Annotated in this window: 30 protein-coding genes; 24 read left to right on the top strand and 6 right to left on the bottom strand. The window is 45.9% G+C overall.

Annotation, left to right across the window (positions count from 1 at the left end):
- The first annotated feature begins 80 nt into the window (after positions 1-80).
- From nusB to spo0A, 13 genes are all read left to right on the top strand, one after another.
- The gene (gene nusB / locus ACH33_RS06395) at positions 81-515 is read left to right on the top strand and encodes a transcription antitermination factor NusB (RefSeq protein ID WP_057898254.1); all 435 of its coding nucleotides are present in this window, start codon (positions 81-83) and stop codon (positions 513-515) included.
- Positions 516-1499, top strand: coding sequence for a tRNA (adenosine(37)-N6)-threonylcarbamoyltransferase complex transferase subunit TsaD (locus tag ACH33_RS06400; RefSeq protein ID WP_091261144.1), 984 nt, complete (start codon positions 516-518; stop codon positions 1497-1499).
- Between the two features lie 113 nt (positions 1500-1612).
- Positions 1613-2479 carry a bifunctional methylenetetrahydrofolate dehydrogenase/methenyltetrahydrofolate cyclohydrolase FolD gene (gene folD, locus ACH33_RS06405; RefSeq protein ID WP_057898256.1) on the top strand — a complete coding sequence of 289 codons (867 nt, stop codon included), beginning with the start codon at positions 1613-1615 and terminating at the stop codon, positions 2477-2479.
- Between the two features lie 20 nt (positions 2480-2499).
- Positions 2500-3858, top strand: coding sequence for an exodeoxyribonuclease VII large subunit (gene xseA, locus ACH33_RS06410; RefSeq protein WP_057898257.1), 1359 nt, complete (start codon positions 2500-2502; stop codon positions 3856-3858).
- Entirely contained in the window at positions 3855-4100 is a 246-nt protein-coding gene (xseB, locus tag ACH33_RS06415; RefSeq protein WP_057898258.1) for an exodeoxyribonuclease VII small subunit, read from the top strand. Before xseA ends, xseB begins: the two co-directional genes overlap by 4 nt.
- Positions 4097-4993, top strand: a complete 897-nt coding sequence (locus tag ACH33_RS06420; protein ID WP_057898259.1) for a polyprenyl synthetase family protein — start codon at positions 4097-4099, stop codon at positions 4991-4993. Before xseB ends, ACH33_RS06420 begins: the two co-directional genes overlap by 4 nt.
- 165 nt (positions 4994-5158) lie before the next feature.
- On the top strand, positions 5159-7042 hold the full coding sequence (dxs, locus tag ACH33_RS06425) for a 1-deoxy-D-xylulose-5-phosphate synthase (RefSeq protein WP_057898260.1): 1884 nt from the start codon (positions 5159-5161) through the stop codon (positions 7040-7042).
- Between the two features lie 3 nt (positions 7043-7045).
- Complete coding sequence (locus ACH33_RS06430) at positions 7046-7858, top strand: TlyA family RNA methyltransferase (RefSeq protein WP_057898261.1); 813 nt, start codon at positions 7046-7048, stop codon at positions 7856-7858.
- Between the two features lie 128 nt (positions 7859-7986).
- Entirely contained in the window at positions 7987-8844 is an 858-nt protein-coding gene (locus ACH33_RS06435; RefSeq protein WP_091259550.1) for an NAD(+)/NADH kinase, read from the top strand.
- 31 nt (positions 8845-8875) lie between these two features.
- A complete protein-coding gene (gene ahrC, locus ACH33_RS06440; protein WP_057900271.1) occupies positions 8876-9325 on the top strand; it encodes a transcriptional regulator AhrC/ArgR in 450 nt (149 codons plus the stop codon).
- Positions 9326-9347: 22 nt separating this feature from the next.
- On the top strand, positions 9348-11075 hold the full coding sequence (gene recN, locus ACH33_RS06445) for a DNA repair protein RecN (protein WP_057898262.1): 1728 nt from the start codon (positions 9348-9350) through the stop codon (positions 11073-11075).
- A gap of 137 nt (positions 11076-11212) precedes the next feature.
- Positions 11213-12514 carry a SpoIVB peptidase gene (spoIVB, locus tag ACH33_RS06450; protein WP_057900272.1) on the top strand — a complete coding sequence of 434 codons (1302 nt, stop codon included), beginning with the start codon at positions 11213-11215 and terminating at the stop codon, positions 12512-12514.
- 227 nt (positions 12515-12741) lie between these two features.
- On the top strand, positions 12742-13521 hold the full coding sequence (spo0A, locus tag ACH33_RS06455; protein WP_156424005.1) for a sporulation transcription factor Spo0A: 780 nt from the start codon (positions 12742-12744) through the stop codon (positions 13519-13521).
- Positions 13522-13984: 463 nt separating this feature from the next.
- Here the strand turns inward: spo0A and ACH33_RS06460 are convergent, their stop codons facing one another.
- Positions 13985-14197 carry an aspartyl-phosphate phosphatase Spo0E family protein gene (locus ACH33_RS06460; protein ID WP_057898264.1) on the bottom strand — a complete coding sequence of 71 codons (213 nt, stop codon included), beginning with the start codon at positions 14195-14197 and terminating at the stop codon, positions 13985-13987.
- 160 nt (positions 14198-14357) lie between these two features.
- Between ACH33_RS06460 and ACH33_RS20325 the strand changes: the two genes are divergently transcribed.
- The gene (locus ACH33_RS20325) at positions 14358-14486 is read left to right on the top strand and encodes a hypothetical protein (RefSeq protein WP_257721586.1); all 129 of its coding nucleotides are present in this window, start codon (positions 14358-14360) and stop codon (positions 14484-14486) included.
- Positions 14487-14492: 6 nt separating this feature from the next.
- Positions 14493-15332: a PHP domain-containing protein gene (locus tag ACH33_RS06465; protein ID WP_057898265.1), complete on the top strand. Its 840-nt coding sequence runs from the start codon at positions 14493-14495 to the stop codon at positions 15330-15332.
- A 47-nt stretch (positions 15333-15379) separates the two neighbouring features.
- Here the strand turns inward: ACH33_RS06465 and ACH33_RS06470 are convergent, their stop codons facing one another.
- Positions 15380-15826, bottom strand: coding sequence for a GNAT family N-acetyltransferase (locus tag ACH33_RS06470; RefSeq protein WP_057898266.1), 447 nt, complete (start codon positions 15824-15826; stop codon positions 15380-15382).
- Between the two features lie 105 nt (positions 15827-15931).
- Here ACH33_RS06470 and ACH33_RS19115 point away from each other — a divergent pair, with 105 nt between their 5' ends.
- The 5 genes from ACH33_RS19115 (at position 15932) to ACH33_RS06495 (ending at position 19309) form a co-directional block, all read left to right on the top strand.
- Positions 15932-16093 carry a hypothetical protein gene (locus tag ACH33_RS19115; RefSeq protein ID WP_156424006.1) on the top strand — a complete coding sequence of 54 codons (162 nt, stop codon included), beginning with the start codon at positions 15932-15934 and terminating at the stop codon, positions 16091-16093.
- 285 nt (positions 16094-16378) lie between these two features.
- The gene (locus ACH33_RS06475) at positions 16379-16933 is read left to right on the top strand and encodes a phosphatidylglycerophosphatase A family protein (RefSeq protein WP_057898267.1); all 555 of its coding nucleotides are present in this window, start codon (positions 16379-16381) and stop codon (positions 16931-16933) included.
- Between the two features lie 345 nt (positions 16934-17278).
- Entirely contained in the window at positions 17279-17899 is a 621-nt protein-coding gene (locus ACH33_RS06480) for a superoxide dismutase (protein WP_057898268.1), read from the top strand.
- A gap of 288 nt (positions 17900-18187) precedes the next feature.
- On the top strand, positions 18188-18811 hold the full coding sequence (locus tag ACH33_RS06490; RefSeq protein ID WP_057898270.1) for a stalk domain-containing protein: 624 nt from the start codon (positions 18188-18190) through the stop codon (positions 18809-18811).
- Positions 18812-18928: 117 nt separating this feature from the next.
- On the top strand, positions 18929-19309 hold the full coding sequence (locus ACH33_RS06495; RefSeq protein ID WP_057898271.1) for a DUF4912 domain-containing protein: 381 nt from the start codon (positions 18929-18931) through the stop codon (positions 19307-19309).
- A gap of 47 nt (positions 19310-19356) precedes the next feature.
- On the opposite strand, the gene ACH33_RS06500 is transcribed toward ACH33_RS06495, so the two are convergent.
- Complete coding sequence (locus ACH33_RS06500; protein WP_057898272.1) at positions 19357-19824, bottom strand: DUF1885 family protein; 468 nt, start codon at positions 19822-19824, stop codon at positions 19357-19359.
- A 210-nt stretch (positions 19825-20034) separates the two neighbouring features.
- Between ACH33_RS06500 and ACH33_RS06505 the strand changes: the two genes are divergently transcribed.
- Positions 20035-20556 carry a MarR family winged helix-turn-helix transcriptional regulator gene (locus ACH33_RS06505; protein WP_057898273.1) on the top strand — a complete coding sequence of 174 codons (522 nt, stop codon included), beginning with the start codon at positions 20035-20037 and terminating at the stop codon, positions 20554-20556.
- 28 nt (positions 20557-20584) lie between these two features.
- Here the strand turns inward: ACH33_RS06505 and ACH33_RS06510 are convergent, their stop codons facing one another.
- Positions 20585-21559, bottom strand: coding sequence for a 4Fe-4S binding protein (locus ACH33_RS06510; RefSeq protein ID WP_057898274.1), 975 nt, complete (start codon positions 21557-21559; stop codon positions 20585-20587).
- Positions 21560-21788: 229 nt separating this feature from the next.
- On the opposite strand from ACH33_RS06510, the gene ACH33_RS06515 reads away from it, so the two are divergent.
- Together ACH33_RS06515 and ACH33_RS06520 are read left to right on the top strand one after the other, a co-directional pair.
- Positions 21789-22082 (top strand): DUF3055 domain-containing protein, encoded by a 294-nt coding sequence (locus ACH33_RS06515; RefSeq protein WP_057898275.1) that lies wholly within the window; start codon positions 21789-21791, stop codon positions 22080-22082.
- 341 nt (positions 22083-22423) lie between these two features.
- Positions 22424-22540: a GapA-binding peptide SR1P gene (locus ACH33_RS06520; protein ID WP_057898276.1), complete on the top strand. Its 117-nt coding sequence runs from the start codon at positions 22424-22426 to the stop codon at positions 22538-22540.
- A gap of 57 nt (positions 22541-22597) precedes the next feature.
- Here the strand turns inward: ACH33_RS06520 and ACH33_RS06525 are convergent, their stop codons facing one another.
- Positions 22598-24067 carry an aminotransferase class I/II-fold pyridoxal phosphate-dependent enzyme gene (locus ACH33_RS06525; RefSeq protein ID WP_057898277.1) on the bottom strand — a complete coding sequence of 490 codons (1470 nt, stop codon included), beginning with the start codon at positions 24065-24067 and terminating at the stop codon, positions 22598-22600.
- A 235-nt stretch (positions 24068-24302) separates the two neighbouring features.
- On the opposite strand from ACH33_RS06525, the gene ACH33_RS06530 reads away from it, so the two are divergent.
- Entirely contained in the window at positions 24303-25280 is a 978-nt protein-coding gene (locus ACH33_RS06530) for an NAD(P)H-dependent flavin oxidoreductase (RefSeq protein ID WP_057898278.1), read from the top strand.
- Between the two features lie 248 nt (positions 25281-25528).
- Here the strand turns inward: ACH33_RS06530 and ACH33_RS06535 are convergent, their stop codons facing one another.
- Positions 25529-26218 (bottom strand): YktB family protein, encoded by a 690-nt coding sequence (locus ACH33_RS06535; RefSeq protein ID WP_057898279.1) that lies wholly within the window; start codon positions 26216-26218, stop codon positions 25529-25531.
- Positions 26219-26386: the final 168 nt, after the last annotated feature.

The following is a 26386-nucleotide window of genomic DNA, read 5'->3' on the forward strand; positions in this document are numbered from 1 at the left end:
AAACATATGCTATATAACTTTGACTGGGTGTATAATCGCTCTTACAGCTTTTTTAATACTTATTTAAAAGGTGGTAACAGATGAATCGACGCACATCCCGCGAAAAAGCGGTACAAGTATTGTTCTCAGTTGATATGACACAGGCAGAACCAAAACAGGTACTAGAAAATTTGCTTGAGGAAGACGAGGGACAAGCCGAACAGAAGGAGCGAAACATTGACTTTCTAACTGATCTGGTAGAAGGCACCATAGCCCATCAGGCTGAAATCGATCGGAAAATTAGCCAGTATTTGCGCGGATGGACCATTGGACGCTTGGCAAACGTGGATCGCGCGATTTTGCGCCTCGCCGGTTACGAAATGATGTACCGCGATGACATCCCAATAAAGGTAACATTGAATGAGGCGATTGAATTAGCCAAACGATACGGAACGGATGACTCTCCGAAGTTTATCAACGGCGTGCTGTCCAGCCTAGTGAAAGACTTGGAAAGAAGCGAGCAAAAAGGGTTGTAGCTGATGGATGTTGTGCTTGGAGTGGATACGAGCAACTATCGTACGTCGCTTTGTCTTGTAGATATGCAAGGCCGGATTGTCGCCGAGCAAAAAGAACTGCTGTCCGTGGAAGCAGGAGAGAGGGGGCTTAAACAGTCAGAGGCGCTGTTCCAGCATGTGAAGCGTTTGCCGGAATTGGCTCGCAGGATGAATACGGAAGGGTGCCGGGTGGTGGCGATTGCTGTCAGCCGTTCCCCCCGTCCGGTGGAAGGCAGCTATATGCCGGTATTTCTGGCTGGCCAGATGGCGGCGGAGATGATGGCACACTTTTATCATGTTCCATTGTATTATACTTCGCACCAGGAAGGACATATCGCAGCAGGAGAATATACGCTGGCAGAGCCGATTTCCGCTGAAAAGTTTCTTGCTGTGCATCTGTCGGGGGGGACGAGCGAAGTGCTAAGTTGTACCCGTCTTCCAGGAGGATATGACATTGAATGCATCGGCGGCACACAAGATTTGCATGCGGGACAGTTGATCGACCGGATTGGCGTGGCGCTTGGCCTTCCATTTCCAGCAGGGCCATACTTGGAAGAAATGGCGCAAGAAGCAGAAGGGGAGGGCTTTTTTGTTCCGTCTTCGGTAACCGGCTATACGTTTAGCTTTTCGGGGCCTGAGGCGGCGCTTATGCGCGCGGTTCGGCAGGGGGTGCCTGCATCCCATATCGCTCGCGCGGCGGAGAAGTGCGTGGCGATTACGCTTGAAAAAGTGTTACGCAAGGCGGTGGAAGACGGATACCCGAAAGATATTTTGATTGTCGGGGGAGTTTCAGCAAATGCATACATCCGTAATCGCCTTACCAAGCGGCTTGAACACCCAGCGATAAAGGCGCGTCTTTATTTTGCCGATCCGGCGTACGCGGGGGACAACGCGTTCGGCGTAGCCCGGATCGGCCTGGCGAAATGGAAGTTACATAATAAAAACGAACATTTTTTTAAATTTTAGATGAATATTTCGTAATTTCCTTTGCTTTCTTTCTCCCAATTCGTTACACTTTAGGAAGAGAGCAAAAAGCTGAGCTTTTGTCTCATTTCTAATTGGACGGGAGGATTTGCAAAATGTCAGCACAGATTATCAGCGGCAAAGAAGTGGCTGCGGAAATCCGCGCCGCGCTGAGAGAAGAAGTTACGCAACTGAAAGAGCAGGGAATTCATCCGGGACTTGCGGTTATCTTAATCGGGGACGATCCTGCATCCCATTCGTACGTAAAAGGGAAAGAAAAGGCGTGCCAGGAAATTGGTATTTATTCGGAAGTTATCCGCCGCGAAGCTTCCATAACGCAAGAAGAATTGCTTAAAATGATCGAAGGATATAACAAAAACCCGAACATTCACGGGATTTTGGTTCAACTGCCGTTGCCGAAACATATTTCCGAAAAGGCGGTCATTGACGCCATCAGTCCGGAGAAAGACGTGGACGGCTTCACACCTGTCAACGTAGGAAATATGCTGATTGGGGATGAGTGTTATCTTCCATGTACGCCACACGGTATCATTGAATTGATTAAGCGTTCCGGGCGCGAGATGGAAGGCAAGCATGCGGTTGTTATCGGCCGCAGCAATATTGTCGGCAAACCGGTAGCTATGTTATTATTGCAGGAAAACGCAACGGTTACGATCGCCCATTCACGGACGCAGGATCTCGCGTCCATTACGCGACAGGCGGATATTCTCGTCGTCGCGGTCGGCCGGGCGGAACTCATTCGTGCTGAGCATGTGAAACCCGGCGCAGTCGTTATTGATGTGGGTGTGAATCGCAATGAGGTTGGCAAACTGGTCGGTGACGTTCACTTCGAGTCGGTGAAGGACGTGGCAAGCTTCTTGACACCTGTTCCAGGTGGCGTAGGGCCGATGACGATTACGATGCTGATGAAAAACACGGTAGATGCGGCCAAGAAGCTTGCACGTACCATGCAAAAGCAATAGGATACGGAAGGAAGATAACAGTGGGGGATACCCGGCAAATTTTTTCGGTAAAAGATTTGACACGCTACATTAAAGATACGTTTGATTTTGATGAAGTGCTGCAAAACGTATGGGTGCGGGGAGAGTTGTCCAATTTTGTCCACCATTCCCGTGGCCATATGTATTTTACAGTGAAAGATGAAGAATGCAGAATCAAAGGAGTTATGTTTGCCGGGTACAACCGGTATCTTAAGTTTGTTCCTAAAAACGGAACCCGGGTGCTTATCCGAGGTTCTGTTTCTGTGTATGAGAGGGATGGACAATACCAATTGTACGCCAAAGAAATGCAACCGGACGGCATTGGCAGCCTGTATATGGCGTATGAGCAATTGAAACAAAAGTTGGAAACAGAAGGGATGTTTGATGCGAAGCACAAAAAGCCTCTTCCGCTTTATCCGACGAAAGTTGGCATCATTACTTCCCCCACGGGTGCTGCGGTGCGTGACATTATTACGACGATCCGGCGCCGTTATCCGGTGGCGCACGTGCTGCTTTATCCGGTAGAAGTGCAGGGAGAGCATGCGGTACCGTCCATATGCCGCGCCATAGATGAAATGAATAAAAGGCACGATATTGATGTGCTGATTGTTGGGCGCGGTGGCGGTTCCATCGAAGAGTTATGGGCATTTAACGAGGAAGCGGTAGCCCGAAGCATTTTCCGTTCACAGATTCCGATTATTTCTGCAGTGGGGCATGAGACGGATTTTACGATTGCCGATTTTGCGGCGGATGTGCGGGCGGCTACACCGACCGCTGCCGCAGAGCTTGCGGTGCCGCATCTTCAGGAATTGCATCGTCAGCTTGAAACGCTTAAGGAAAGGATGGCTGTATCGCTTCGCTATAAAGTCGACCGCTTTCGTGAGCGCTTGGAACGGGTTCGGAATTCGTATGTACTACGTCAGCCTGACCGGCGCGTAATGCAGTGTGAACAGGAATTAGACCGATTGCAGGAACGGCTGGTGCGAGCCGTCAGACAATACGGAATGCAAAAGCGCGCTGAGTGGAAGGAGATGCATAGCCGCCTGCTTTCCCGGAGTCCGGTTGCAGCGGCCAAGCGCGCCCGAGAACGCGCGGAAAGCCAGTGGCAGCGGTTACAAAGGGTGATGCAGGTTTTGTTGCGCGAGCAGACACAGCGTCTTGACCGTCAGCTGGCTAGGCTGGACGCGTTAAGCCCGCTCAAGGTGATGCGGCGCGGGTATTCCCTTGTATTTAAAGAAGACGGGAGAAGATTGATAAAGAGTGTGAATGAAGCAACAACAGGCGAACAGGTGGCCGTTCGTTTGTCTGACGGGGTGCTGCAGTGCAAGGTAGAGGATAAGCATAAGGAGGATTTGTCATGAGCAAGAAAGCGGCGGATATGTCATTTGAGGAAGCGATGAAACAATTGGAAAACGTTGTGCAGCAGTTAGAAGCAGGAGAGGTGCCGCTTGAAAGAGCGATCGCGTTGTTTCAGGAAGGAATGGAGCTTTCCCGTCTGTGCAGCCGGAAATTGGAGGATGTGGAGCAAAAAATCGAAATGTTGCTGGAGCAGGAAGGGGAGCAAATTGCGGTTCCGTTTCGATTGGAGGGAGACGGCGAGTGAACCAGGCGCTGCTACATGACTATATGAAAACCAAAGCCGATCTTGTCGGGAAACGGCTGGCGGATTTGATCGAAACGCCGGAGATTCCGGAAACACTGCGTCAGGCGATGGCGTATTCATTGCTTGCAGGAGGAAAGCGCCTGCGTCCGGTGCTGGTGCTTGCGACGCTCGAAGCGTTCGGTAAGTCGATTGATGCAGGGATTCCGGTCGCCTGTGCCGTGGAGATGGTGCATACATACTCTTTGATTCATGATGATTTGCCTGCGATGGACAACGATGATTTTCGGCGTGGAAAGCCGACGAACCATAAAGTGTATGGGGAGGCAACAGCGATTCTCGCTGGCGACGCGCTGTTGACGTACGCTTTTGAAACGGTGTGCAGTGCGGAAGAAGCGGGTGCGCCATCAGGGCGTGTGTTGCGCATTGTACGGGAGCTGGCTTCTTACGCCGGCCCAAGAGGTATGGTGGGTGGACAGAGTGCGGATATGGAAGGTGAGGATATTCCGCTAACGCCTGAGCAACTCCGGTATATTCATCAGCATAAAACGGCCGATTTGCTTGTCTTTTGCGTGCGCGCGGGTGCCATTCTTGCCGGGGCTTCGGAAAGACAGTTATCGCTTTTGACCCGCTATGCGAACAATATCGGACTTGCGTTTCAAATTCAGGACGATATTCTTGATGTGACGGGCGATGAAACGAAAATGGGCAAGCCTGTAGGCAGTGACGAAAAGCGCAAAAAATCAACATACCCTGCGCTTATCGGAATGGAGAAATCGCGCTCGCTCCTGAAACAATTGATCGAAGAGGCAAATTTGGCGCTCGTGGAAGCTGCTCTTGAAGATAATAGTATTTTACGCGCCTTAGCTGCCTTTATCATTGAACGGGACTATTAAAGAAAAACCGCAGACCGCAGGTTTATACCTGCGGCCTTTTTTTTAGATTGGAGTTTATCGTTCGTTTGTGATACCATGTTGTTGATTCGTTTATAAAAAAATAGGTATGATATGTGTGCTATGTATGGAAAAATTAGAATGAAACGTTGAAAGCGAGGGTTTTCCTTGTTATCTACAATCAATTCCCCGCAAGACTTAAAAAAATTAAATATATCTCAACTAACTGAACTGGCGGAAGAGATTCGCGCGTTTCTCATCGAAAATTTATCAGTGACCGGGGGACACTTGGCGCCGAACCTTGGCGTAGTAGAACTAACGCTTGCGCTTCATTATATTTTTGACAGCCCGAAAGATAAACTCATTTGGGATGTAGGGCATCAGGCTTACGTGCATAAAATGCTGACAGGGCGTATGGAAAGGTTCGATACGCTGCGCCAATATAAAGGATTATGCGGTTATCCAAAGCGGAGTGAGAGCGAACATGATGTTTGGGAGACGGGTCATAGTAGCACTTCGCTTTCCGCGGCGATGGGCATGGCAATCGCCCGCGATTTAAAAGGTGAGAAGCACAAGGTCATTGCGATTATCGGTGACGGTGCGCTAACCGGCGGCATGGCGTTGGAAGCGATGAATCATATGGGGCACGAAGGCAGAGATGTTACTGTTATATTGAATGATAACGAAATGTCCATCGCGCCGAACGTCGGGGCGATGCACAACCACTTAGGAAAGCTGCGCACGAACCATAATTACAGACGCGCTAAGGAAGAGATTGAACAATTGCTGAAGAAAATACCGGCAGTTGGCGGCAAAATGGCCAAGCTGGTCGAGCGGCTTAAAGATGGTCTGAAATATGTAGTCGTGTCCGGCATTCTTTTTGAAGAGCTGGGCTTTACATATCTGGGACCGGTGGACGGGCATAATTTGCCTGCGTTGATGGAAGCTTTGCGTCAGGCGTCTCACACAAAAGGCCCTGTACTCGTTCATGTTATTACTAAGAAGGGGAAAGGATATGCCCCGGCTGAGCTCGACTCATACGCATTTCATGGTGTGGGTATGTATAAGATCGAGAGCGGTGAAGTGTTGAAAAGTGAAGGCCCGCCGAGTTACACAAGTATTTTCGCACGTACAATTGAAAAACTGGCCGAAAAAGATTCCCGCATCGTAGCAATTACAGCAGCGATGCCTAACGGTACAGGTCTTGATCACTTTGCGCAGAAATATCCCGAACGCTTTTTTGATGTCGGAATTGCAGAGCAACATGCGACAACGATGGCGGCGGGAATTGCGACGCAGGGGTTAAAGCCGGTGTTTGCTGTATATTCTACATTTTTGCAGCGTGGGTACGATCAGCTTGTGCACGATGTATGCCGCCAGAACCTGAATGTGACGTTTGCCATTGACCGAGCTGGTTTGGTCGGCGCGGACGGGGAAACACATCAGGGTGTATTTGATATCGCATATATGCGCAGCCTGCCTAATATGACAATTATGATGCCGAAGGACGAGAATGAATTGCAGCATATGCTGTACACGGCGCTTATGTATGATGGCGGTCCGATTGCTGTCCGTTATCCGCGCGGTAGCGGAGAAGGGGTGCCGTTAGATGGAGAGTTCAAGCTTCTTCCGATCGGTAAAGCAGAAATTTTGCGTCCAGGAGTGCATGTGGCGATTTTGGCATTTGGGAACATGGTGCCTATCGCGCAAAAAGCTGCGGACATGCTGATGGCGGAAGGAATGAATCCGATGGTGGTCAATGCCCGGTTCGCCAAACCGTTGGATGAGGAATTGCTTTTCATGTTGGCGCGGGACGGCTATACGATTGTGACGCTTGAGGAGGGGGCGGTGCACGGCGGCTTCGGCAGCGCCGTACTCGAATGTTACGCGCAGGCCGGTTATCATCATATAACGGTCGAATTAATGGGCATCCCGGATTACTATGTGGAACACGGCAGTGTGAAGGAACAGCGCGCTGAGGTAGGCTTAACTTCTGAAAAGGTAGCACATAAGGTTCGTTCGCTTTGGCCGGCAAGGAGGCAGAGGGCGTAGTCAATGAACAAAAAAGAAAGAATTGATGTACGCTTGGTGCAGGAAGGTTATTTCCCGAGCCGAGAAAAAGCAAGGGCCGCCATTATGGCAGGCCTTGTCTTTGTGGGGCAAGAACGCTGTGACAAACCAGGGGTGAAAGTGGAAGTCGATAAGTCGATTACGGTTAAAGGACATGTTCATCCTTACGTCAGCCGTGGCGGATTAAAGCTTGAGAAAGCGCTCAAAACATTCGGCATTGATGTAACGGATGCGGTGGTAATGGATATTGGTGCTTCCACTGGTGGATTTACCGACTGTGCACTTCAGCACGGTGCACGTCTTGTGTACGCGATTGATGTAGGTTATGGGCAGCTTGATTGGTCGTTGCGTCAGAACGAAAAAGTAGTCGTGATGGAGCGGACCAATTTTCGTTATTTGAAAGCGGACGAATGGGAAGGCGAGCGTATCCAGTTCGCCATGATTGATGTTTCTTTTATTTCGTTGCGGTTGATTTTGCCTGTCCTCAAAGATTTCCTAGATCCGGGTGCCAGCGTGCTAGCATTGGTTAAGCCACAGTTTGAAGCAGGGCGCGAACAAGTTGGAAAGCATGGTGTCGTTCGTGATGCGGCTGTGCACAGGGAAGTGCTCACCACAATGATGAGGTTTAGCGAGCAGCTTGGCTTTCGGGTGCGCGGTCTATCATTTTCTCCAATTACGGGTGGCCAGGGCAACATTGAGTTTTTGCTATATTTGGAATGGACAGAAGGGCCGGTGGTGCCGGAAGACCATACGGAAGATATTGCTCGTATCGTGCGAGAAGCGCATGCCGCTTTCTAAATAGAAAGGTAAAAAGCAGGAGCCTTGAAAGAGGATTCCTGCTTTTTTGCATTTTTATGCACTCGGAAATAAAACCATGTATAATAAGAGAGCAGGCAGTATCACCCTACGTAATCGAGGTGTTGTTTGTGACGGCAATAGGCATCGTAATGAACAAAGATAAGCACAATGCTTGGCTTGTAGCCGAAGCGCTTGTCCGCCTGCTGGAGGGGAAAAAAGCGGGCGTATATATAGACCATGTGGTTGCTGCCCATATTGGACGGCAGGATTTATCTTTACCGCTTGAACAGTTTCATGAAAAAGTAGATATTGTGTTCGTATTGGGCGGAGACGGCACATTGATCGGCTTAGCCCGCGAAATCGCTCCGTATTCCATTCCGATTCTCGGGATTAATCTTGGGCACCTTGGCTTTCTTTCTGAATCAGAGCCAGACGATTTGCCACGTGCGGTGGATCGCATCTTAAGCGGTGAATACTGTGTGGAAGAGAGGATGATGCTGCAAACGGAGGTATTCCGTAACGGGGAACGGGTTCACCAATCCGTTGCGCTGAATGATGTTGGCATTGCAAAGGGAAGCTTCGGTCGAATGATTAAATGCAGCGTGTACGTTGATGATTTATATGTAGGTACCTACAACGGCGACGGGCTCATTATTTCTACTCCTACGGGTTCAACCGCCTATTCCTTGTCGGCAGGAGGGCCAATTGTGGTACCGTATATCAATGTTATTTTGTTAACGCCAGTGGCGCCACATTCGCTGACAGCCCGTCCGCTTGTACTGCCAGCTAACGAAGAAATTCATGTGGTAGTTGATGCGACTCATAATGATATTGGCTTAACGATCGACGGCCAGCTTGGATATCCGCTTAAGATTAATGATGAAATTGTCATTTGCCGCTCACCTTACATTACTCCGCTAATTAAATGGAAAGAGCGAAGCTTTTTCGAAGTTGTGCGAAAAAAACTTCAAAGGGAGAACGGATAACATGAAAGAAAGCAGTACCGGAGGAAAGAATATGAACAAAGGTCAACGACATATTAAAATCAGAGAAATTATTGCTCGGAATGATGTAGAGACGCAGGACGAATTGGTTTATTTGTTGTGTGAAGCAGGATTTAATGTAACACAGGCTACAGTCTCACGCGATATTAAAGAATTGCATCTGGTGAAAGTGCCGACAAACGATGGGCGTTATAAATACTCTTTGCCTGCTGATCAGCGTTTTAACCCCCATCATAAATTGAAGCGAACCCTGATTGACAGCTTTGTCAGCATCGATCAGGCGGATAATCTGCTTGTGATGAAGACGATGCCGGGCAACGCACATGCGATCGGCGCGTTGATTGACAACTTGGAATGGTCCGAGATTTTAGGTACGATTTGCGGCGATGACACGATTCTAATTATTTGCCGGACAAAAGAAGCGGCAGGCGAGATGTCGCAGCGTTTTCTTAACATGCTGTAAACAGGCGGAGGGGGACTGTTTAATGCTTCTGGAATTAAACATTCGCAACTTTGCCGTAATTAAAGAGGTCTCCATTTCGTTTGGACGAGGCCTTACGATTTTAACCGGAGAAACGGGAGCAGGGAAATCGATTTTGATTGACGCCATCAGCATGCTTCTTGGTGGACGCGGCTCTTCTGAATATGTTCGCTACGGATGCAAAAAAGCGGAAATTGAAGGACTGTTCGAATTCGAAGCAGATGCCCCGGTGCTTGGCATGCTCAAGGAGATGGGGATTGATGTGGAAGACAATACGCTGATTATTCGCCGTGAATTGGCGAGTACGGGCAAGACGGTATGTCGGGTGAACGGTCGGCTTGTAACTCTATCCATGCTTAGAGAAGTGGCTCCGTGGCTGATCAATATTCATGGCCAGCACGAACATCAATCGCTTATGCAGGGTGAGCGGCATATTGACTGGCTGGATGCATTTGGTGACGAGAGAATCGTTCCCGCCTTTCGTGAATTTTCTAAGCTGTACGCGCAGTATCAGCAACTCCGTTCCGAATTGGATTATATATCCACTAATGAACGGGAAATGGTACAGCGAATGGACATGCTTCGGTTTCAATTACAGGAGATTGTATCCGCTAACTTGAAGCCAGGTGAAGACGAAGAGCTTATGAAGGAGAAGAAAAAGCTTTCGGGTGGCGAAAAGCTTGTGTATAGTCTCGAAGACGCGTATCGTTCCCTTATTGGAGAACAGCGTGGCATTGACTGGGTGGGGAATGCGGTTAGCCATCTAGAAACCATTCTTGAATACGATGAAGAACTAAGGGAAACACATCAAATGTTAGAAAGCGCATTTTACCAGATTGAAGAGGCAGCACGACTCATACGCGCGTACCGCGATACTATTGAATTCGACCCGGAGCGCCTCACACAGATTGAGAGCAGGCTGGATGAAATCAATCGTTTGAAGCGGAAATACGGCCTTTCGGTGGATGAAATTTTGGAATACGGTGCTTCCATTGAAGATGAACTCGACAGCATGGAAAATCGGGAGACGCGCATTGAGGAACTGCAAAAGAAGCTAAAGGAAGTCGCTCTTGATTTAGCGGTTGAGGCCCAAGAACTTTCGCAAATTCGCAAGCAAATCGCAGAAAAACTTGCCGTGGCGATTGAGCAGGAACTGAAAGACCTGCACATGAGCCGTGCCCAGTTTAAAATCGCCGTTCGGCAGCAGGAAGATGAGCGTGGACTTGATGTGAACGGTAACCGTTTTCGTGTGACGAGCAAGGGGATCGACACCGTCGAGTTTCTGATTGCGCCGAATCCGGGCGAACCGCTCCGACCGGTCAGCAAAATTGCCTCCGGCGGCGAATTGTCCCGTATTATGCTGGCGATGAAAACGATTCTTGCCGATGCGGAGAGCACGGATACGATGATTTTTGACGAGGTAGATACAGGAGTAAGCGGGCGGGCCGCACAGGCGATTGCGGAAAAATTGATGCGGGTTTCCCGCAAACGTCAGGTATTGTCGATTACACATCTGCCACAGGTGGCAAGCATGGCTGATACGCATCTGCGCATCGAGAAACATATGAATGAGAAAGAAACGGAGACGAAAGTCAATCCGCTGTCGTACGAGGAGCGGGTGGTAGAACTTGCTCGCATGCTCGGCGGCGCTCAGGTAACTGAGACAACGAAAGACAATGCCCGTGAAATGCTGGCGCAGGCTGAGGAAGTCAAGCAGGAGCTGGAAGGGTAAGCAGGAAGAGATTGTTTGAGCTATGCGGTTATAAACGCAGCCAACTACGGCAACATTATTACTACAGATATATGGAGGTGTAGGTAGGGAACGTGTAGGAGCGTGATGACCCATTGACCACCCGAAACAAAAAGAAAATGCTGATTGGATGCATTACAATTGCACTCGCTCTTCTCACTTTCTCTTCGACCCCTTTTCAGCAATTTGCTTCTTTTCCTGAGAAAATCCGCATGTTCCAGGGCTCTCTGTCTCAGCTTTCGCTCACCATGCCGGTGACGGCAACGCTTGAATCGACTGATCCTGATGTGGCGCATGTCAAGGAAGCCGTTACGTCAAAAAAGGTCGATTTACGCAATCCCCTTACCATTCAGCCCGGAAAACCGGGCGAAGCTAAAGTGACGCTAAAGCTTGGCAATATTCCTGTAAAAACGGTTGATGTGGAGGTTTTGCCTCAGCTAAAAGTAATACCGGGCGGACAGTCTATTGGTGTGCAATTGCACACTACCGGTGTCTTGGTCGTTGGCCATCATCAGGTGGAAAGCCGAGGCAAGAAGTTTTCTCCTGGAGAATTTGCTGATGTTAAAGTGGGCGATATGATCATCGGAATTAATGACGTGACCATCCACAACATGGATCAAGTGGGAAAGATAGTGAATGAAGCAGGGAAGCAGGGAAAAACAATCAAACTGAAGATTCTTCGGGGAAAGCAAAAGCTTACCGTTGATTTAAAGCCCGCTCTTGAGGATAAGGACAACACATATCGGATGGGATTGTATATTCGTGATTCGGCTGCCGGAGTTGGAACGCTGACGTTTTATGACCCGGAAAGCAAAAAGTATGGCGCGCTTGGCCATGTAATTTCCGATATGGACACCGGGAAGCCGATTACGGTCGGTAAAGGGCATGTTGTGCAGTCAAATGTAACATCCATTGAAAGAGGAAGAAACGGTGCGCCCGGCGAGAAGTATGCGCAGTTTCGCAACGAACGAGTCAAACTGGGCACCATTGAAAAAAATACGCTGTTTGGAATTTTCGGCACGATGAAGCAATTGCCGGATGACGCACTTACAACAGAGCCGATTCCGATTGCGTTGAGCGAGCAGGTAAAGACCGGGCCAGCCGAAATTTATACAGTCGTTAATGGTCAGAAAGTGGAAAAGTTCAAAATTGAAATCGTAAACACGATACCGCAAAAATACCCGGCCACCAAAGGATTGATCATTAAAGTAACAGATCCGGTACTGTTGAAAAAAACCGGAGGTATTGTTCAAGGGATGAGCGGAAGCCCTATTATTCAAGATGGTAAGCTTGTTGGTGCAGTTACTCATGTGTTTGTAAATGATCCGACCAGTGGATACGGTACGTATATCGAATGGATGTTGCAGGATGCGGGGATCGATCTTCGGCATCAAGCAGAAGAAAAGCGCAGGGCGAGTTAACTCCCTGCGTTTTTTTTGGAGTTTCGTCGAAACAGATAAATATTGGTCGAAAAGTCATTGGATTTTATTTGCAGGAGATAAAGGAAGAACGTCGAATTACAAAGTGGACAGAGCCATATTGCTTTTCCATACAGAAATTAGCCGCATATATACATGAAACGAGAGGATTTATAAGCAATGTGATGAAAATATAATTAAAGCAGTAGCGCAAAAGGGGCGAGACCATTTTGAGAATGATTCAAGTGATTTTGGCGGATGACAATCGAGAATTTACAGAATTGCTTCAGGAGTATTTGAATGACCAGCCTGATATTGAAGTCGTAGGAGTTGCGTTTAACGGAAACGACGTATTGAGTTTATTGAAGCATACGTTGCCGGATGTGTTGATTCTTGATATTGTTATGCCGCACTTGGACGGACTGGCGGTGCTTGAACAAATCCGCAGCATGAAATTGCCGACTATGCCGAAGATTATTATGCTGACCGCGTTTGGACAGGAAGAAATTACGAAGAAAGCAGTAGAATTGGGCGCATCGTATTACATTTTGAAACCGTTTGACATGGAAGTTTTGGCGAACCGCTTGCGGCAGGTTGCAGAGCTGGCCCCTGTTTCTGCCCATAATCTACGTTCGCCTTCTCTGCCGCCGAAAGGAAAAAACCTTGATCAGAATATCACGAATATTATTCATGAAATCGGTGTTCCAGCACACATTAAAGGCTATTTATACCTGCGTGAAGCGATTACGATGGTGTACAATGATGTGGAGTTGCTCGGATCGATTACGAAAATTTTGTATCCGGAAATTGCTAAGAAGTTCAATACGACAGCAAGTCGGGTGGAACGGGCTATTCGGCATGCGATCGAAGTAGCATGGAGTCGTGGCAACATGGATTCCATCGGCAAACTGTTCGGCTATACGGTGAGCAACAGCAAAGCAAAACCGACGAACAGTGAATTTATTGCCATGGTCGCGGACAAGCTGAGAATTGAGCATCATGTAGGATAGAGTAAGTTGTATCAAGTATTTTATATTTATGCAAATTAAACCCAATCAGTGAAACAATACCAGCTCCCTTCTTTTCAAAGCTATAATTTTTTCATCAAGTCGCAATGAAGACATATGCCAACAAATTTTTCATGCAAGACTATTGAAAATATTAAACTGTAATGAAAGCAAAAGCTGACGCCTGTTTTTATGGTGTCGCTGCCTATGCCTAAAAGAAACTCCCAAGTGATGGTACGCTGAACCGCTTGGGAGTCCATCATGTTTATCGCGTTGAAATGGGATGAATAACATGATATTTTTATATTGTCTTTCCGGAAGTTGGCGGATTGTGAAGGGGTGACGCCAATGCGTATGAAAAAAGCATATGTGATTATCTCGGTTATTGTTGCCATTTCTTTGATATTGTCTATGATTGTGCCGTTCCTGCCATAAGGGGATAAAGTATGGACAATGGATAAAAAAATTAATGTGAACGGCGATTCGATACACGGGCATGAAGATTGAGCTTCTGATCTAGAAGTTGGCTGATTTCCACAACTTCCGGATGGCATAAACTGTTCTTTTCTTTGGCGATTTTATACATAGATTCGCGGAGTTGTGTGATTTCTTGTTGCAGATTTTCCAATTGATAGACAAAGTCTGTGTTCGGGGTATTTTCCATATACGAGGAAAGCATCTGAATTCCTCCTTCCGTATCTTGGCTTAAGCAACGCACATTCCTTGATGATTCCTAAAATTAGTTTGTGGATTTTTGTTTGCTTTTTGTTTTTTAATATATAGTGTTTACCGCTGGACTATGCTTGTATAAGGTAAAATTAACAGGAGAAAATAAACGAATGAGTATGCTGAAAAGTAGGAAAATTTTTGTTATGGACGTGGCGGAAACGGCGCTTGAGATGGGCATGCGTTATTTAGCATCTAGCCTTGGCCGGGAAAATATCCGCTATGCACAATTGGATGGATGAGGTGACATGATGGCAAGAGTGGATTTGCATTCTCATACAGTAGCGTCTGACGGAACATTCACAGTACGCGAGGTAATAGAGCGGGCGAAGCAAAAAGGACTTTGCGCTCTTGGCATTACCGATCACGATACGGTTGCAGCTTTACCGGAAGCGTTGGAGGAAGGAAAACGCCTTGGAGTGGAAATCGTACCAGGTGTTGAAATCAGTTCTGTAGATGAAGGGAAGGATGTGCATGTGCTTGGATATTATATTAACATTCATGACGAGAAGTTTCTTTCCTATCTCGAAGAGCTGCGCCAGGTACGGAGCAGGCGTAATCGGATGATCATTGCGAAGCTGAATGAACTAGGCATTGATATTACGGTAGAAGAAGTAGAAAGCCGCAAGAAAGAACAAGAGGGGAACATAGGGCGGCCACATATTGCCGAAGTATTGATGGAGAAAGGAATTGTGGCATCCATGGGAGAAGCGTTTGATAAATATCTTGGTTTTTCTGGCGCTGCGTATGTGAACCCGCCGCGTATTTCACCGGAGGAAGCGATTGACTTGATTAAGGATGCGGGCGGAGTAGCTGTGCTCGCTCATCCTGGCCTGTATGATAAGCCAGATATGGTAAGACGGCTGATCGGCCATGGTTTACAGGGGATTGAAATTCACCATCCGGATAACGATGAAGCGGATCGACGTCTATACGGGGAAATGGCGGATGAATACGGTTTGGTAAAGACAGCAGGCTCAGACTTTCACGGCATGCGGAACGCTCTTATATTTCATGCCGATTTAGGAACATGCACGACCACCCTGGACACCGTGCGCTATCTGCGTGAATTAAGCAAAAGCTGGTAAAAACATAAAAATCACGAAAGAGACATGTTCGTCAGCATTCCTTTTTGTTACATGGATTTAATCATTGCGATGTGTTCAATCCCCGCTTCCATAAACGTCTCCCCGTGTGCCTTATAGCCAAGGCGTTCATAAAACGGCTTGGCATGTACCTGCGCGTTCAATTTTAAGGTATGATAACCGCTTGCTTTCGCTTCAGCTTCTAGTTTCTCCATGAGCAAACGTCCGAGTCCGCTTCTGCGGCAGGAAGAAACGATAGCCACCCGTTCGATTTTACCGATCCCCTCGCCATAAGGACGTAACCTTCCCGTACCGACGGCATTTCCATTCTCATCAAGTGCCAGGACGTGCAGTGTATCAGCACTTTGATGGTCATACTCGTCCCATTCTATTTCTTCTGGCACATTCTGCTCTTCAATAAATACTTGGCGTCTAACAGCAAGAGCTTGCTGTTTCTCGGTTTCATTATGTACACACTTCACAGTATATATTGACATTATTTATCAGCTCCTTTTTTCTTTTTCTGTAAAGTAACATTGATTCTCTGTATATTTTTTATGATGATGGAAACCCTTATACATATTGAAAAAAGGGGGGGTTTTTTGGCTATTTTTTATATTGTTATTTTGTCTTTACTTTCCCTTTTCTTGCTTTTTGGTGCGAGTTATCTGGTGGTGGTCGTGCTAAACAAAATCAATCCGCCGCGTGCGGATTGGAAAGCGGAATATAGGCTTGCGTCTAAAGACAAAGAACCGGAGGATTAAGGCGAGAATCGGCCTTAAGCGCCGGTTTTTTTATGTTATTAAGAAAGGATATGTTATTTTACAGTATAAAGCAACATATATTTTCTTTTCATGAGTAAATGAGGAAACATTCACGCGTTTTGCTATTGGCAAAGAAACCAAGAAGAACATATATATAATTATATCTTTTTTCTTTAATATTTGTTATAGCCAGAATATTACCATCGTTACGGATCGGTTGTGATATGATGAAATTATATCTTTTTTTTACTTGTAGCGTTATTGGTTTGGGGAAGGAGATAAAAAATGAAAAGACAAGTACACAGCAAAGAAGTAAAAAATGCAGCATTGCAGCGTCTTGCTGAGAGAGGGGTTACCGTTGAAGATATCGCGGAAATCGTTTATTTGATGCAGGCACCGTACAATGTGAATCTAAAAATGAATGTTTGCATTGAGAGTGTACGGGCGGTGCTGGAAAAAAGAGAAATTCAGCATGCTATTCTCGTAGGCACCGAATTGGATATTCTCGCTGAAAAGAAAATGTTATCCGAGCCGTTGCAATCGATTATAGAAGCTGATGAAGGGCTATTCGGTTGCGATGAAACATTGGCGCTCGGTTCTGTATTCGGTTATGGAAGCATTGCTGTCACCACTTTTGGTCATCTTGACAAGCAAAAAGTGGGGGTTATCAAACGGTTGGACACGAAGCGAGGGAATGGGATTCATACGTTCCTGGATGATTTGGTGGCGAGCATTGCGGCTTCCGCTTCAAGCCGACTGGCCCATCGCTTGCGCGACGAGGAAGAAGTGGAACGTGATCGACAGTTGAACGCTCAACCTAATAATGAACAGGGGAGCTAAGCTTTTATATTTTTAACCTGTATCTATTGTGGAGAAAGAGTTCTGGAGTAACCGGAACTTGTTTTTTGGCGTATGAGAAAGGATATGTTGTTTTACAGTGATAAAGCAACATATCCTTTTTTTTTGTGAGCAAACAGGAGAACACTCGTAAGGTGTGTGCCAAACGTAGCTTTTTCTATGTGGAGTGTACGGGACAGAGAGAATCGGAAAGACACGCTAGAAGGAAATGGATATGTGTTTATGCAGAAAGTTTCCCTTAGGAAAAAAAGTTTGATCAACGAAAAATATTTTTATATAATTGCTATTGAATATACATTACGCGAATAATGGAAAGGAGTTTTATGGATGTTTTTCTTGCCGGATTTGCCGTATGCATACGATGAACTTGAGCCTTATATTGACGCTCGAACTTTGGAAATTCATCACAGTAAGCATCATGCAAATTATGTGAACCAATTAAATGTTGCTTTAGAAGGACAACATGAATTGGCTGATAAGTCAATAGAGTGGCTATTAAGCAATTTAGAGCATATTCCAGAATCTATTAGAACGGCTGTCCGTAATAATGGTGGCGGACATTATAATCATTCTTTATTTTGGTCGGTGATGAGTCCAACTGGAGGAGGAGAACCAATCGGGGAGCTCGCCGAGGCGATTGCTGCTTGTTTTGGCAATTTTAAAAATATGAAAGAAATGGTATCCCAAGCTGCGATTCGCCATTTTGGCAGCGGATATGGCTGGCTTGTTTTTGATAACGGGAAGTTGGAAGTTATGAGTACATCTAACCAGGATACTCCTCTTGCGGAAGGAAAAATCCCGCTTATGGTCATTGATGTGTGGGAGCATGCTTATTACTTGAAGTATCAAAATAAGCGTCCTGATTTTGTTTCTGCTTGGTGGAATGTGGTGAATTGGAGAGAAGTAGAAAAACGTTATCAAGAAGCAAAAGAAAGAATGAGCGTATAAAAAAATTTACTTATAGAAAAAAAGTTGCATTAGGTAAAAATATAAGTTATAATTTTATTGTAAAAATATTACATCCTTTTTGGTTGTGGATATGTTTCTGCATTCGGCTGCCGATATACTCAGGCAGCCTGATTTTTTGCATAAATATTTTTTATATTGTTCTTTTATCTTTATCCCGGAAAGTGATGAGCGAAAAGAAATGGAAGATGGGACAAAAGAAAAACAAAACAAAAAGACAAATGACGCGTATAAATATAGTAGGCGAAGAATCGGGAAAGAGGTTGAAGAATGAAACGCAAAGCAATAGTCCTGCTATTATCGCTACTTGCTTCCAGCGTAACGGCTGCGGCTTCAAGCAATGTATATCTCGGAAAATATCCGATTGTGCCTGTTGAAATAAACGGCAACAAGCTTCAAGAAAGCACCCCGTCTTTTTCTGTAAACGGCACCACAGTTGTTCCGCTACAGACGATCGCTGAACAGCTAGGCGCTTTCGTTATGAAAGATGAAGAAAGCGGAAAGACGACGGTAGTCAAGCCAAATATTAATATGATTGTGGCGGCATCCATCGATGAGAAGCGACAACGGAATTATACCATCGAGTCCCCGTTTATGATCGTGTCCAAAGGAAGCAAAGCCTCATTTGATATTTTTGTTGATGTGGACAATGCTCCAAAATCGGACTCCCTCGTATTCAAGCTTGTCATTCGTAACCCTTCCGGTGCCGAAGAGTACGTTAGTTATCCCCAGAGTTATTCAACCGTCCGGAATGGCACCGCTTTTTTATATACGCATAATGTAAAAGAGATGCAGTTTAAAGAGGCTGGTGACTATAAGGTTCAGATGATTATGAAGCTGGGTAACAGCGGTGATTACCAGGTCGTTGGCGAAAACATCATTCATTCGCGATAGCATTTTGACTTATCCCTGTATTTATATTTATGTAAAAAAGTGATATAATCAGGATATACTACAGGGTAGCGTTGTAAACTGCATATATTTTATTAAAGAAAGGAACGAGAGCAGCGGATGAAAGCGAAGCCTAAAAGGCGCACCTCTAAGCTTGATGTAGAGGGACCGAATATACGTGTCGCATGGAATGATACACAGTCGCTCACGGCATCTTGGGAAATTGATGAACGTCAGAAGGAGGCTATTGAGCAGCGGTTTGCGATTCCGGTTTCTGAATTGCCGTTTGTACTTCGGCTGTATGACGTAACAGACCGGATGATCAAAAATGATGGCCTTGACTCGTATGTTGATTTTGATATCAACGTGCAGGCGTCAAATTGGCTTTTGTACGGAATCGAATCCACCCGTCAGTATTGTGTAGAATTAGGGGTGCGCATGGTTGACGGTCGGTACTATTCGCTGAAACGATCCGATCGGATCCTTCCCTATGCAGGGTAAAAAAGGGCAGATGCATCTGCCCTTTTTTACGCATGTGTTGATCGCTGTTATTTACGCGGGTTGAAGTACATGATGCGACCATTAAACAGGTGCAGTTCGGCTTTGTACTCTTTGGCCAAATATTTGCAAAATTCGTTAGCTTTTCCTTTATCCCCGTGTGTAGATTGTTCGGTCAGCGTTACCTGTATATAGTGTTCTTCGTTAGGATTGGTCTGTCCTTCGCTTTTCAGGTCCGGTTGTATGGCGTGCTTTTCCGTCTGGCGTGAACCAACGCCGATCAGAATATAACGATACAGCTTTTCGTCCGTGCCTTTTAAGTAAAACCATTGATCGCTTGCTTCCGGCTTTTGTTCGATCGTATACGGAAACGCAGAGTTCTGGTACTCCCATCCCAGCTGTTCCCCTGTCTTTGTTGTCATTTCGATATAACGTTGCAGTTTCTGTTTTACATCATCAAGAGTGACTTGCTTTGTAGTTGACCCTTCAACAAATTTTATGTAGGCGCTTCTGCTCATATATCCTCACTCCCACCCCGGGTTCTTATGATATCTTACCTTGAGTTTAGCACCGTACCCAATCTTTGACAACCGAAAACCGGATGAATTTCTATACATCTTTGCCGATTCTATTGTTGACTAAATTTTTAGAAAAATATACTATTGTATAGTAGATAAAATAATTTTCGATATATTTTCATGTTGTGGAGGGGGAAGGAGAGGCTAATTATGGATTACCACAACCAATCACAGGATTTGCATGAAGTACTTAACACATTGCGCGCTATTGCCGTCATCAATAAAGAGGATTGGGAAACAGCCGCAAGAAGTCTGGGGCTTGATTCGGCTGTCCAGCTTAATATTTTATGGATTGTGTATTGTTACGAAGGAGTACGTGTCACCCAGATTGCGGAATGGACGTTCTGGCATCCGTCCTCTGTTGTCATTCATGTGAAAAAGATGATGGAGAAGGGACTCGTCACAATTGAGAAGAGTGACAAAGATGGCCGCGTAGTCAATGTGTACTTGACTGAAAAAGGAAAGGGAATTATCGAAAAAAGTAAAGTACAGGCCCCGGAAGTGTTTCGCATTACACGGGCGCTTGAAAGCCTAGAGGAACGCTATGGTCGTAATGTGTCTGCACTCTTTTTCGAATGTTTGGACTTTTTAGCAGAAGAGCTTCATGGTTCAGAAAAAATTCACTGGTTGCGCGAAAGTGAAGACAAGATGCGTCGCATGGCTACCATGTAATGACAAAGGAGCGGAAAAGGCCGCTCCTTCATTTTTGAATCGGAAAAATGCTGATTTTCCGTTCGATTGTTTTGCCTTCTTCGTTTATGATAACAATTGTGATGGTTGTGTTTTCGCCGATGCTCTTCCGGCCGATGCGGAACAGTAAGCTTTCATTCGCTACCGAATGGGGAGCTACTTTTATTTCTGTAGGCAGTATGACATCCCAGTTTTCTGGAATGTTTTTGTATTTCAGCTTATAAGTGGCTGGTTTGTCGCGCAGATTTTCTACCTGCAGATTATACGTATAAATGATATGGTTTTCAGAGGGGACACCTTGCAAGTTTTTGTCAATACTTACGGTGAATCCCGTGCTTGTGAAGATGGCGAACAGCAAAATGGACACCATGACAGCCATAAGAACGGTAAGCACCAAGCCTGTGCCGCGGAACATATTTTTGATCCCGCCGGTTCGCGAATTTTTATCGGACAGAATCATTTGCAGCATCCCGTATGGGCAGGCGTTGCGACAGAACACGTGGCGCAGGCGGTTAACCATAATAAAAAAGAAGATTGTTGTTAGAACGTATGCCCAGAACGCCCATGCTCCTGTATCAAGAGAAGTGATTTCGCGAAATAAGTCTTTTGGATTGTAAAAATAGGCGATCATGCTAAAAGCGATGATTGGAGCGAATACGAGTGACAAACCGATATCGAGAACGGTGCGCAGTGCCGGATGATTGCGCAACGTTCTAGAATGAGTGATTTTTGTTAAGTATTTGGAAAACGTGTTGTGTGGACACAGCCAACCACAGAATTGGCGGCCGAACCACTGCGAGATGGAGACGAAGGTAAAAACAAGCACCAGAACAGTTAATAAGAGAATGTATCCTTCATTGAAGGAAAAGCTTTTTGTAAGCACATAAAAGTGCAGATGCGTTACATCAATCCGGAATATGTCCAGCAACGGTACAATAAAGAATAAAATAAGGATCGTAACTTGCATGAATGCGCGCTTACTCATTGCCTACACTCCTTTATATTCTCTTCCTGAATTCTTTATAGAGCAATAGAGTTGCACTTACTGAAATTTTCACATAGGAACTTTTGAAAAGAAAGTGAATAATTTATGACCTTTGCCCTTGGAAGGTACAGATTTACTATTTTTTAAATCAGAATTGTCAAATTATTGTTTTTGCAGTAAAATATGATTAATGACAAATTCAAGCAAATTACAAGGAGGGTTTCTGAAAATGTTCGAGCGCCTATACGAGACGTCAGAGACGACAAAAGCGAATTTTGTGGGCTTTGCATCTGAGAAGTCCCGCTACGATTTTGGGCTTATTTACACGAATCAATTTTTTGGAAAGCCTCTGGTGATTTGCATGCAGACGGGGCGTTCTTCACTGCTCTGTGCCGAAGATGCGCGAAACATCGAGGTATTGAAAGATAAGTTTGCGATTAAGGACGACGAGGAAGCGATGGAACTTTCCTTGTTTTTGCAGGGACATCTTCCAGATACAGACCATGCCTTGCCTCAGTACTAGTATTTAATGACAAGATTAAATGTAAACGCATACGTAAAAGCAAGCCTTCAGGAAATGTCTGGAGGCTTTTTAAGTAGCGAGGAAAGTGTATATGACTCTAAATCGATAAAGTGATATATGCTTTTCTTCCTACTGTTGCAGAGAAAAACTTGCGAGGCACTTGCCCGCGAGTTTTTTATTTTTGTACAAATATTTGTTTGAAAAATAGGTGCGCCTTTTAATTAAAAAACGATTGACACAATTAGTATGTCATATTATATTAATAATACAACATATTGTACGTTTATTTAGTGATTATACATCATTAAAAGCGCGTATTTACTAAATGGAGGGTGAGATTTATGGGGACAATCGTATGCCAACATTGCGAACAAATTATTGAACACTATGAGCATGAGAAGGTGGAAGTGCTGTACACATCCTGCGGTAACTGTCCGACTTGTGATGAGGAGAAATAATAAGCGTAAAAAACCCCCGCGGTTCTTGCGGGGGTTTTCGTATATGATACCGAGTTTTTATTTTATGGCTTGTGCCCGTTTAATGACTTTAACAGTCTGAATTGATTCGTCTTCCGGTCCCTGCACCGGCAGGCCAGCTTCCAGGTTTTCAAGTATATAGTCAATATTATCTTGTGTCATGATTTCTCCTGGAAGCACAATTGGAATACCTGGCGGATATACCATAATAAACTCAGCCATAATGCGTCCTGCCGCTTCACGAAGAGGAATCATTTCTGTTTCCGCATAGAACGCTTCCCTTGGTGACAGCGATAGTGCTGGAATGTTTGGCAGATGCACGGGGAGTGGTTGGATAGAATCTTTGCCGAGCTGAATGCGCGCCAGTTCGCGGAGCGCCTGTACAAGTGTTGTTACGGTCAAGATCGAATCACCTGGCGTAATGATACACAAAATGTTATACAGGTCGCTTAGCTCGACCTCAATGTTATACTTCTCGCGTAACCACACTTCTACTTGGTGTCCTGTTAGCCCAATTCCGCGCACCTGAATAATAAGCTTTGAAGGGTCCATGTCATATGTCGCTTCGCTGCCGAGAATTTCTTTGCCCACACAGTACAAGCCTGGAATTTCGTTGATTTCTTCCCGTGCGTACGCTGCCAGCTCAAGCACATGGTCTATCATCTCTTTGCCGTGCTCTACCAGTTGTCGGCGTGCCGCGTCAAGCGATGCGAGCAACAGATAAGAAGTGGATGTTGTCGTCAGCATACTGATTACGGATTTTACGCGGTTTGCGGATACGCGGCCTTCTTTCACATTCAAAATTGAGCTTTGCGTCATTGAACCGCCCAGCTTGTGCACGCTTGTGGCTGCCATATCAGCGCCTGCCTGCATTGCCGACAACGGTAGAGCATTATGGAAATGAATATGCACGCCATGCGCTTCATCTACAAGCACAGGAATGTCGTATTCGTGCACCAGATCCACGATTTCCTTCAGGTTGGCGGCAATGCCGAAATAAGTCGGGTTAATGACAAGTACCGCCTTGGCTGTCGGGTGTTGCTCCAATGCCTTGCGTACAGATTCGGTTGTAATGCCGTGCGCAATTCCTAAGTTTGTATCCATAACGGGGTGCACGAAAATCGGAATCGCGCCTGCGAAAATAATGGCAGACAATACGGACTTATGCACATTGCGCGGAACGATGATTTTGTCACCCGGTCCCACGACAGACATAATCATCGTCATAATGGCACCGCTCGTTCCTTGCACGGAAAAAAACGTATAGTCGGCGCCGAATGCTTCTGCCGCCAGTTCCTGCGCTTCTTTAATCATCCCTTTTGGATGATGGAGATCATCGAGCGGGGCGATATTGATTAAGTCGATCGATAGTGCATTCTTTCCGATAAAATCGCGGAACTCAGGAAGCATACCGCTTCCTTTTTTATGGCCCGGAATGTGAAACTGGATTGGATTGCGCCGGGCGTGTTCCAGGAGCCCCGTAAACAGGGGAGTTTTTGATTGATCCATAGAGCATTCCCCATTTCTGTATGTGATGTCGCCTTACGCGGTATAATCATTCATTACATTGCAAACAAATTAGAGTATATCAAAATGCATTTCTAATTTAAATCTTTCTTTGTTAAGGGGAACTGATTTCCATCTATTTTTTTATTTTTAATTGTTCTTAAAAATCAGAAAGGATTTTTAGAAGCTGAACGCGAATACAATCATATACAATTGTGTTGAAGGAGTGGGGAAAGGTATGAAAACACGCATAACAGAGATTTTCGGCATTAAATACCCTATTGTGCAAGGCGGGCTTGCATATCTGGCGTATGCTGAATTGGCAGCGGCTGTTTCCAACGCCGGCGGTTTGGGGCAGATTACGGCTATGACGTTAGGTACGGCGGAGAAATTGCGCGAAGAAATTCGGAAAGTACGCACGATGACCAATAAGTCCTTTGGGGTGAATTTCGCTATTGGACAGCATGGTAGACCGTATGAAGAATTGCTGGAAGTGGCGATCGAGGAAAAAGTTCCGGCCATCTCTGTGACTGGCGGGAACCCAAAGCCGATTTTTGAGCGGCTGCAAGGAAAAGATATTCGTACACTCGTGCTGGTGGCTGGGGTACGGCAGGCGCAAAAAGCGGAAGAATTGGGCGCGGACGCGGTGATGGCAGTCGGTCAGGAGGGCGGAGGCCATCTCGGACGTGACGATATCGGGACAATGGTACTTATCCCCCGTGTGGTAGAATCGGTTTCGATTCCAGTACTTGCAAGCGGCGGTATTGGTGACGGACGCGGACTGCTGGCAGCGCTTGCGCTAGGGGCAGAAGGAATTGAGATGGGAACGCGATTTATCGCTACTCAGGAGTGTATTCATGCGAGTGAAGCGTATAAGCAAGCCATTCTCACCAGCAAGGAAACCGATACAGTTATCATTAAGCGTACGCTTGGCGCTCCGGGCCGCGTATTGAAGACGCCGCATGCGCTCAACATTGTTGCACGCGAGCAGGAAGGAGCGACGTATGAAGATTTGAAGGATATGATTAGCGGCAAAGCAAACCGTGAGTATATTTACAACGGAAACGAAGAGGCTGGATATGGTTGGGCAGGACAAGTGATCGGGCTGATCCACAGTATTCCGACGGTTCAGGAGTTATTCGATGAGATCATTTCCCAGGCGGAGGAAGGCCGCAAGCGGCTGGAGATGATTTTCGGAGCCAAGGTACATCGCTAATAAGGATTATTTAAAAACAAGGCCATCCTCTCCTTCTTTCTTTTGACTTGATTGTCTTTTTCATCCACGAAGCCAATTCGTTCTTCAAGCGGAGCGCACAAAACATCCGGATATCTCGAAAGGAAGACAACAGAGTGCTTTTCTCGCTTTCCGAACGGCTTTGTTAGAGTGAGGCAAAATCGCCGGAGAAGAGAAGGAGAGGAATGGATTCAGGTATGAACATCATAAAACGTCGATAAGCTGAACGGCTAAGCTTGTACGTAGTCAGTAGCCTTTTCAGTTACCGGAAAGCTTTGTGTTGAAGGTAAGCGTCCGCCCGCTTCCTTTGCCAAGCGGTAGAGAGGAAGCAGCGTACGGAACGTGTTTTCCACTGTTTTCATTAATTCGTTTCCTGACATGACGATTGCTTTTTCGCGGTCGATGGTAATGCCGCAGAGAATTTCTGATTTCTTGTTCTTTTTTAATTTATGTATCATTTCTTGTGCTTTGTCTTCATCCATTTGACTGTGTTGAAATACGTCTGGCTTCGTATGATCAAATGACCAAACGAACGATTTGGGGATGTTTTTTTCAATGGTTGTCCATTCTTTTTCCAAGCGTTCGGCAAACGCTGGCTTTATCGGGCATTCGTAGATGATGGCGAACCAGATGAACATATGGCTTTCCCAAAGTCCTACTTGGAAGTGCGGTAGCATTTTGTAGCCGCGTTTGTTCGCCGCCCATGCGACCCATGTGTCGTTTGGAGGATGTACGGTACGCCTTGCGTGTTTGGCGACATGGTAAAACATCTCATCTTTTGTTTCTGCTGATAAAAACAAAGCTATTTCTTTTCCTAATTCCTCTAGTTTTGGGCGAATTGTAGCTCTCAGCGCTTTCATACGCGCATCGAGCCCTGGAACAGCAAATACGGCAAAATCCTGCTCAGTGAAGCTGTGCATATTCGGGTTCCTCCTCGTCAAAATCTGTTCTCATCGTACCATGCGATGCATAAAATGTGAACACAGGCTGCCTGTATGCTTTTCTCTTGTCGTAGTGAAGTCGATTGTTGCAGACAAGCTAGATTGGTAATAGAAACACATTGCTTTTGTTTGATGAATATAGTACAA

It is taken from the genome of Aneurinibacillus sp. XH2, assembly GCF_001439585.2.
Taxonomy (GTDB): domain Bacteria; phylum Bacillota; class Bacilli; order Aneurinibacillales; family Aneurinibacillaceae; genus Aneurinibacillus; species Aneurinibacillus thermoaerophilus.

Bases quoted from the DNA above. Each gene is read 5' to 3' on its own strand.
- nusB (WP_057898254.1), top strand. From the start codon at position 81: ATGAATCGACGCACATCCCGCGAAAAAGCGGTACAAGTATTGTTCTCA.
- folD (WP_057898256.1), top strand. From the start codon at position 1,613: ATGTCAGCACAGATTATCAGCGGCAAAGAAGTGGCTGCGGAAATCCGC.
- xseB (WP_057898258.1), top strand. From the start codon at position 3,855: ATGAGCAAGAAAGCGGCGGATATGTCATTTGAGGAAGCGATGAAACAA.
- ACH33_RS06430 (WP_057898261.1), top strand. From the start codon at position 7,046: ATGAACAAAAAAGAAAGAATTGATGTACGCTTGGTGCAGGAAGGTTAT.
- ahrC (WP_057900271.1), top strand. From the start codon at position 8,876: ATGAACAAAGGTCAACGACATATTAAAATCAGAGAAATTATTGCTCGG.
- recN (WP_057898262.1), top strand. From the start codon at position 9,348: ATGCTTCTGGAATTAAACATTCGCAACTTTGCCGTAATTAAAGAGGTC.
- spoIVB (WP_057900272.1), top strand. From the start codon at position 11,213: ATGCTGATTGGATGCATTACAATTGCACTCGCTCTTCTCACTTTCTCT.
- ACH33_RS06460 (WP_057898264.1), bottom strand. From the start codon at position 14,197: ATGCTTTCCTCGTATATGGAAAATACCCCGAACACAGACTTTGTCTAT.
- ACH33_RS20325 (WP_257721586.1), top strand. From the start codon at position 14,358: ATGAGTATGCTGAAAAGTAGGAAAATTTTTGTTATGGACGTGGCGGAA.
- ACH33_RS06465 (WP_057898265.1), top strand. From the start codon at position 14,493: ATGATGGCAAGAGTGGATTTGCATTCTCATACAGTAGCGTCTGACGGA.
- ACH33_RS06470 (WP_057898266.1), bottom strand. From the start codon at position 15,826: ATGTCAATATATACTGTGAAGTGTGTACATAATGAAACCGAGAAACAG.
- ACH33_RS06475 (WP_057898267.1), top strand. From the start codon at position 16,379: ATGAAAAGACAAGTACACAGCAAAGAAGTAAAAAATGCAGCATTGCAG.
- ACH33_RS06480 (WP_057898268.1), top strand. From the start codon at position 17,279: ATGTTTTTCTTGCCGGATTTGCCGTATGCATACGATGAACTTGAGCCT.
- ACH33_RS06490 (WP_057898270.1), top strand. From the start codon at position 18,188: ATGAAACGCAAAGCAATAGTCCTGCTATTATCGCTACTTGCTTCCAGC.
- ACH33_RS06495 (WP_057898271.1), top strand. From the start codon at position 18,929: ATGAAAGCGAAGCCTAAAAGGCGCACCTCTAAGCTTGATGTAGAGGGA.
- ACH33_RS06500 (WP_057898272.1), bottom strand. From the start codon at position 19,824: ATGAGCAGAAGCGCCTACATAAAATTTGTTGAAGGGTCAACTACAAAG.
- ACH33_RS06505 (WP_057898273.1), top strand. From the start codon at position 20,035: ATGGATTACCACAACCAATCACAGGATTTGCATGAAGTACTTAACACA.
- ACH33_RS06510 (WP_057898274.1), bottom strand. From the start codon at position 21,559: ATGAGTAAGCGCGCATTCATGCAAGTTACGATCCTTATTTTATTCTTT.
- ACH33_RS06515 (WP_057898275.1), top strand. From the start codon at position 21,789: ATGTTCGAGCGCCTATACGAGACGTCAGAGACGACAAAAGCGAATTTT.
- ACH33_RS06520 (WP_057898276.1), top strand. From the start codon at position 22,424: ATGGGGACAATCGTATGCCAACATTGCGAACAAATTATTGAACACTAT.
- ACH33_RS06525 (WP_057898277.1), bottom strand. From the start codon at position 24,067: ATGGATCAATCAAAAACTCCCCTGTTTACGGGGCTCCTGGAACACGCC.
- ACH33_RS06530 (WP_057898278.1), top strand. From the start codon at position 24,303: ATGAAAACACGCATAACAGAGATTTTCGGCATTAAATACCCTATTGTG.
- ACH33_RS06535 (WP_057898279.1), bottom strand. From the start codon at position 26,218: ATGCACAGCTTCACTGAGCAGGATTTTGCCGTATTTGCTGTTCCAGGG.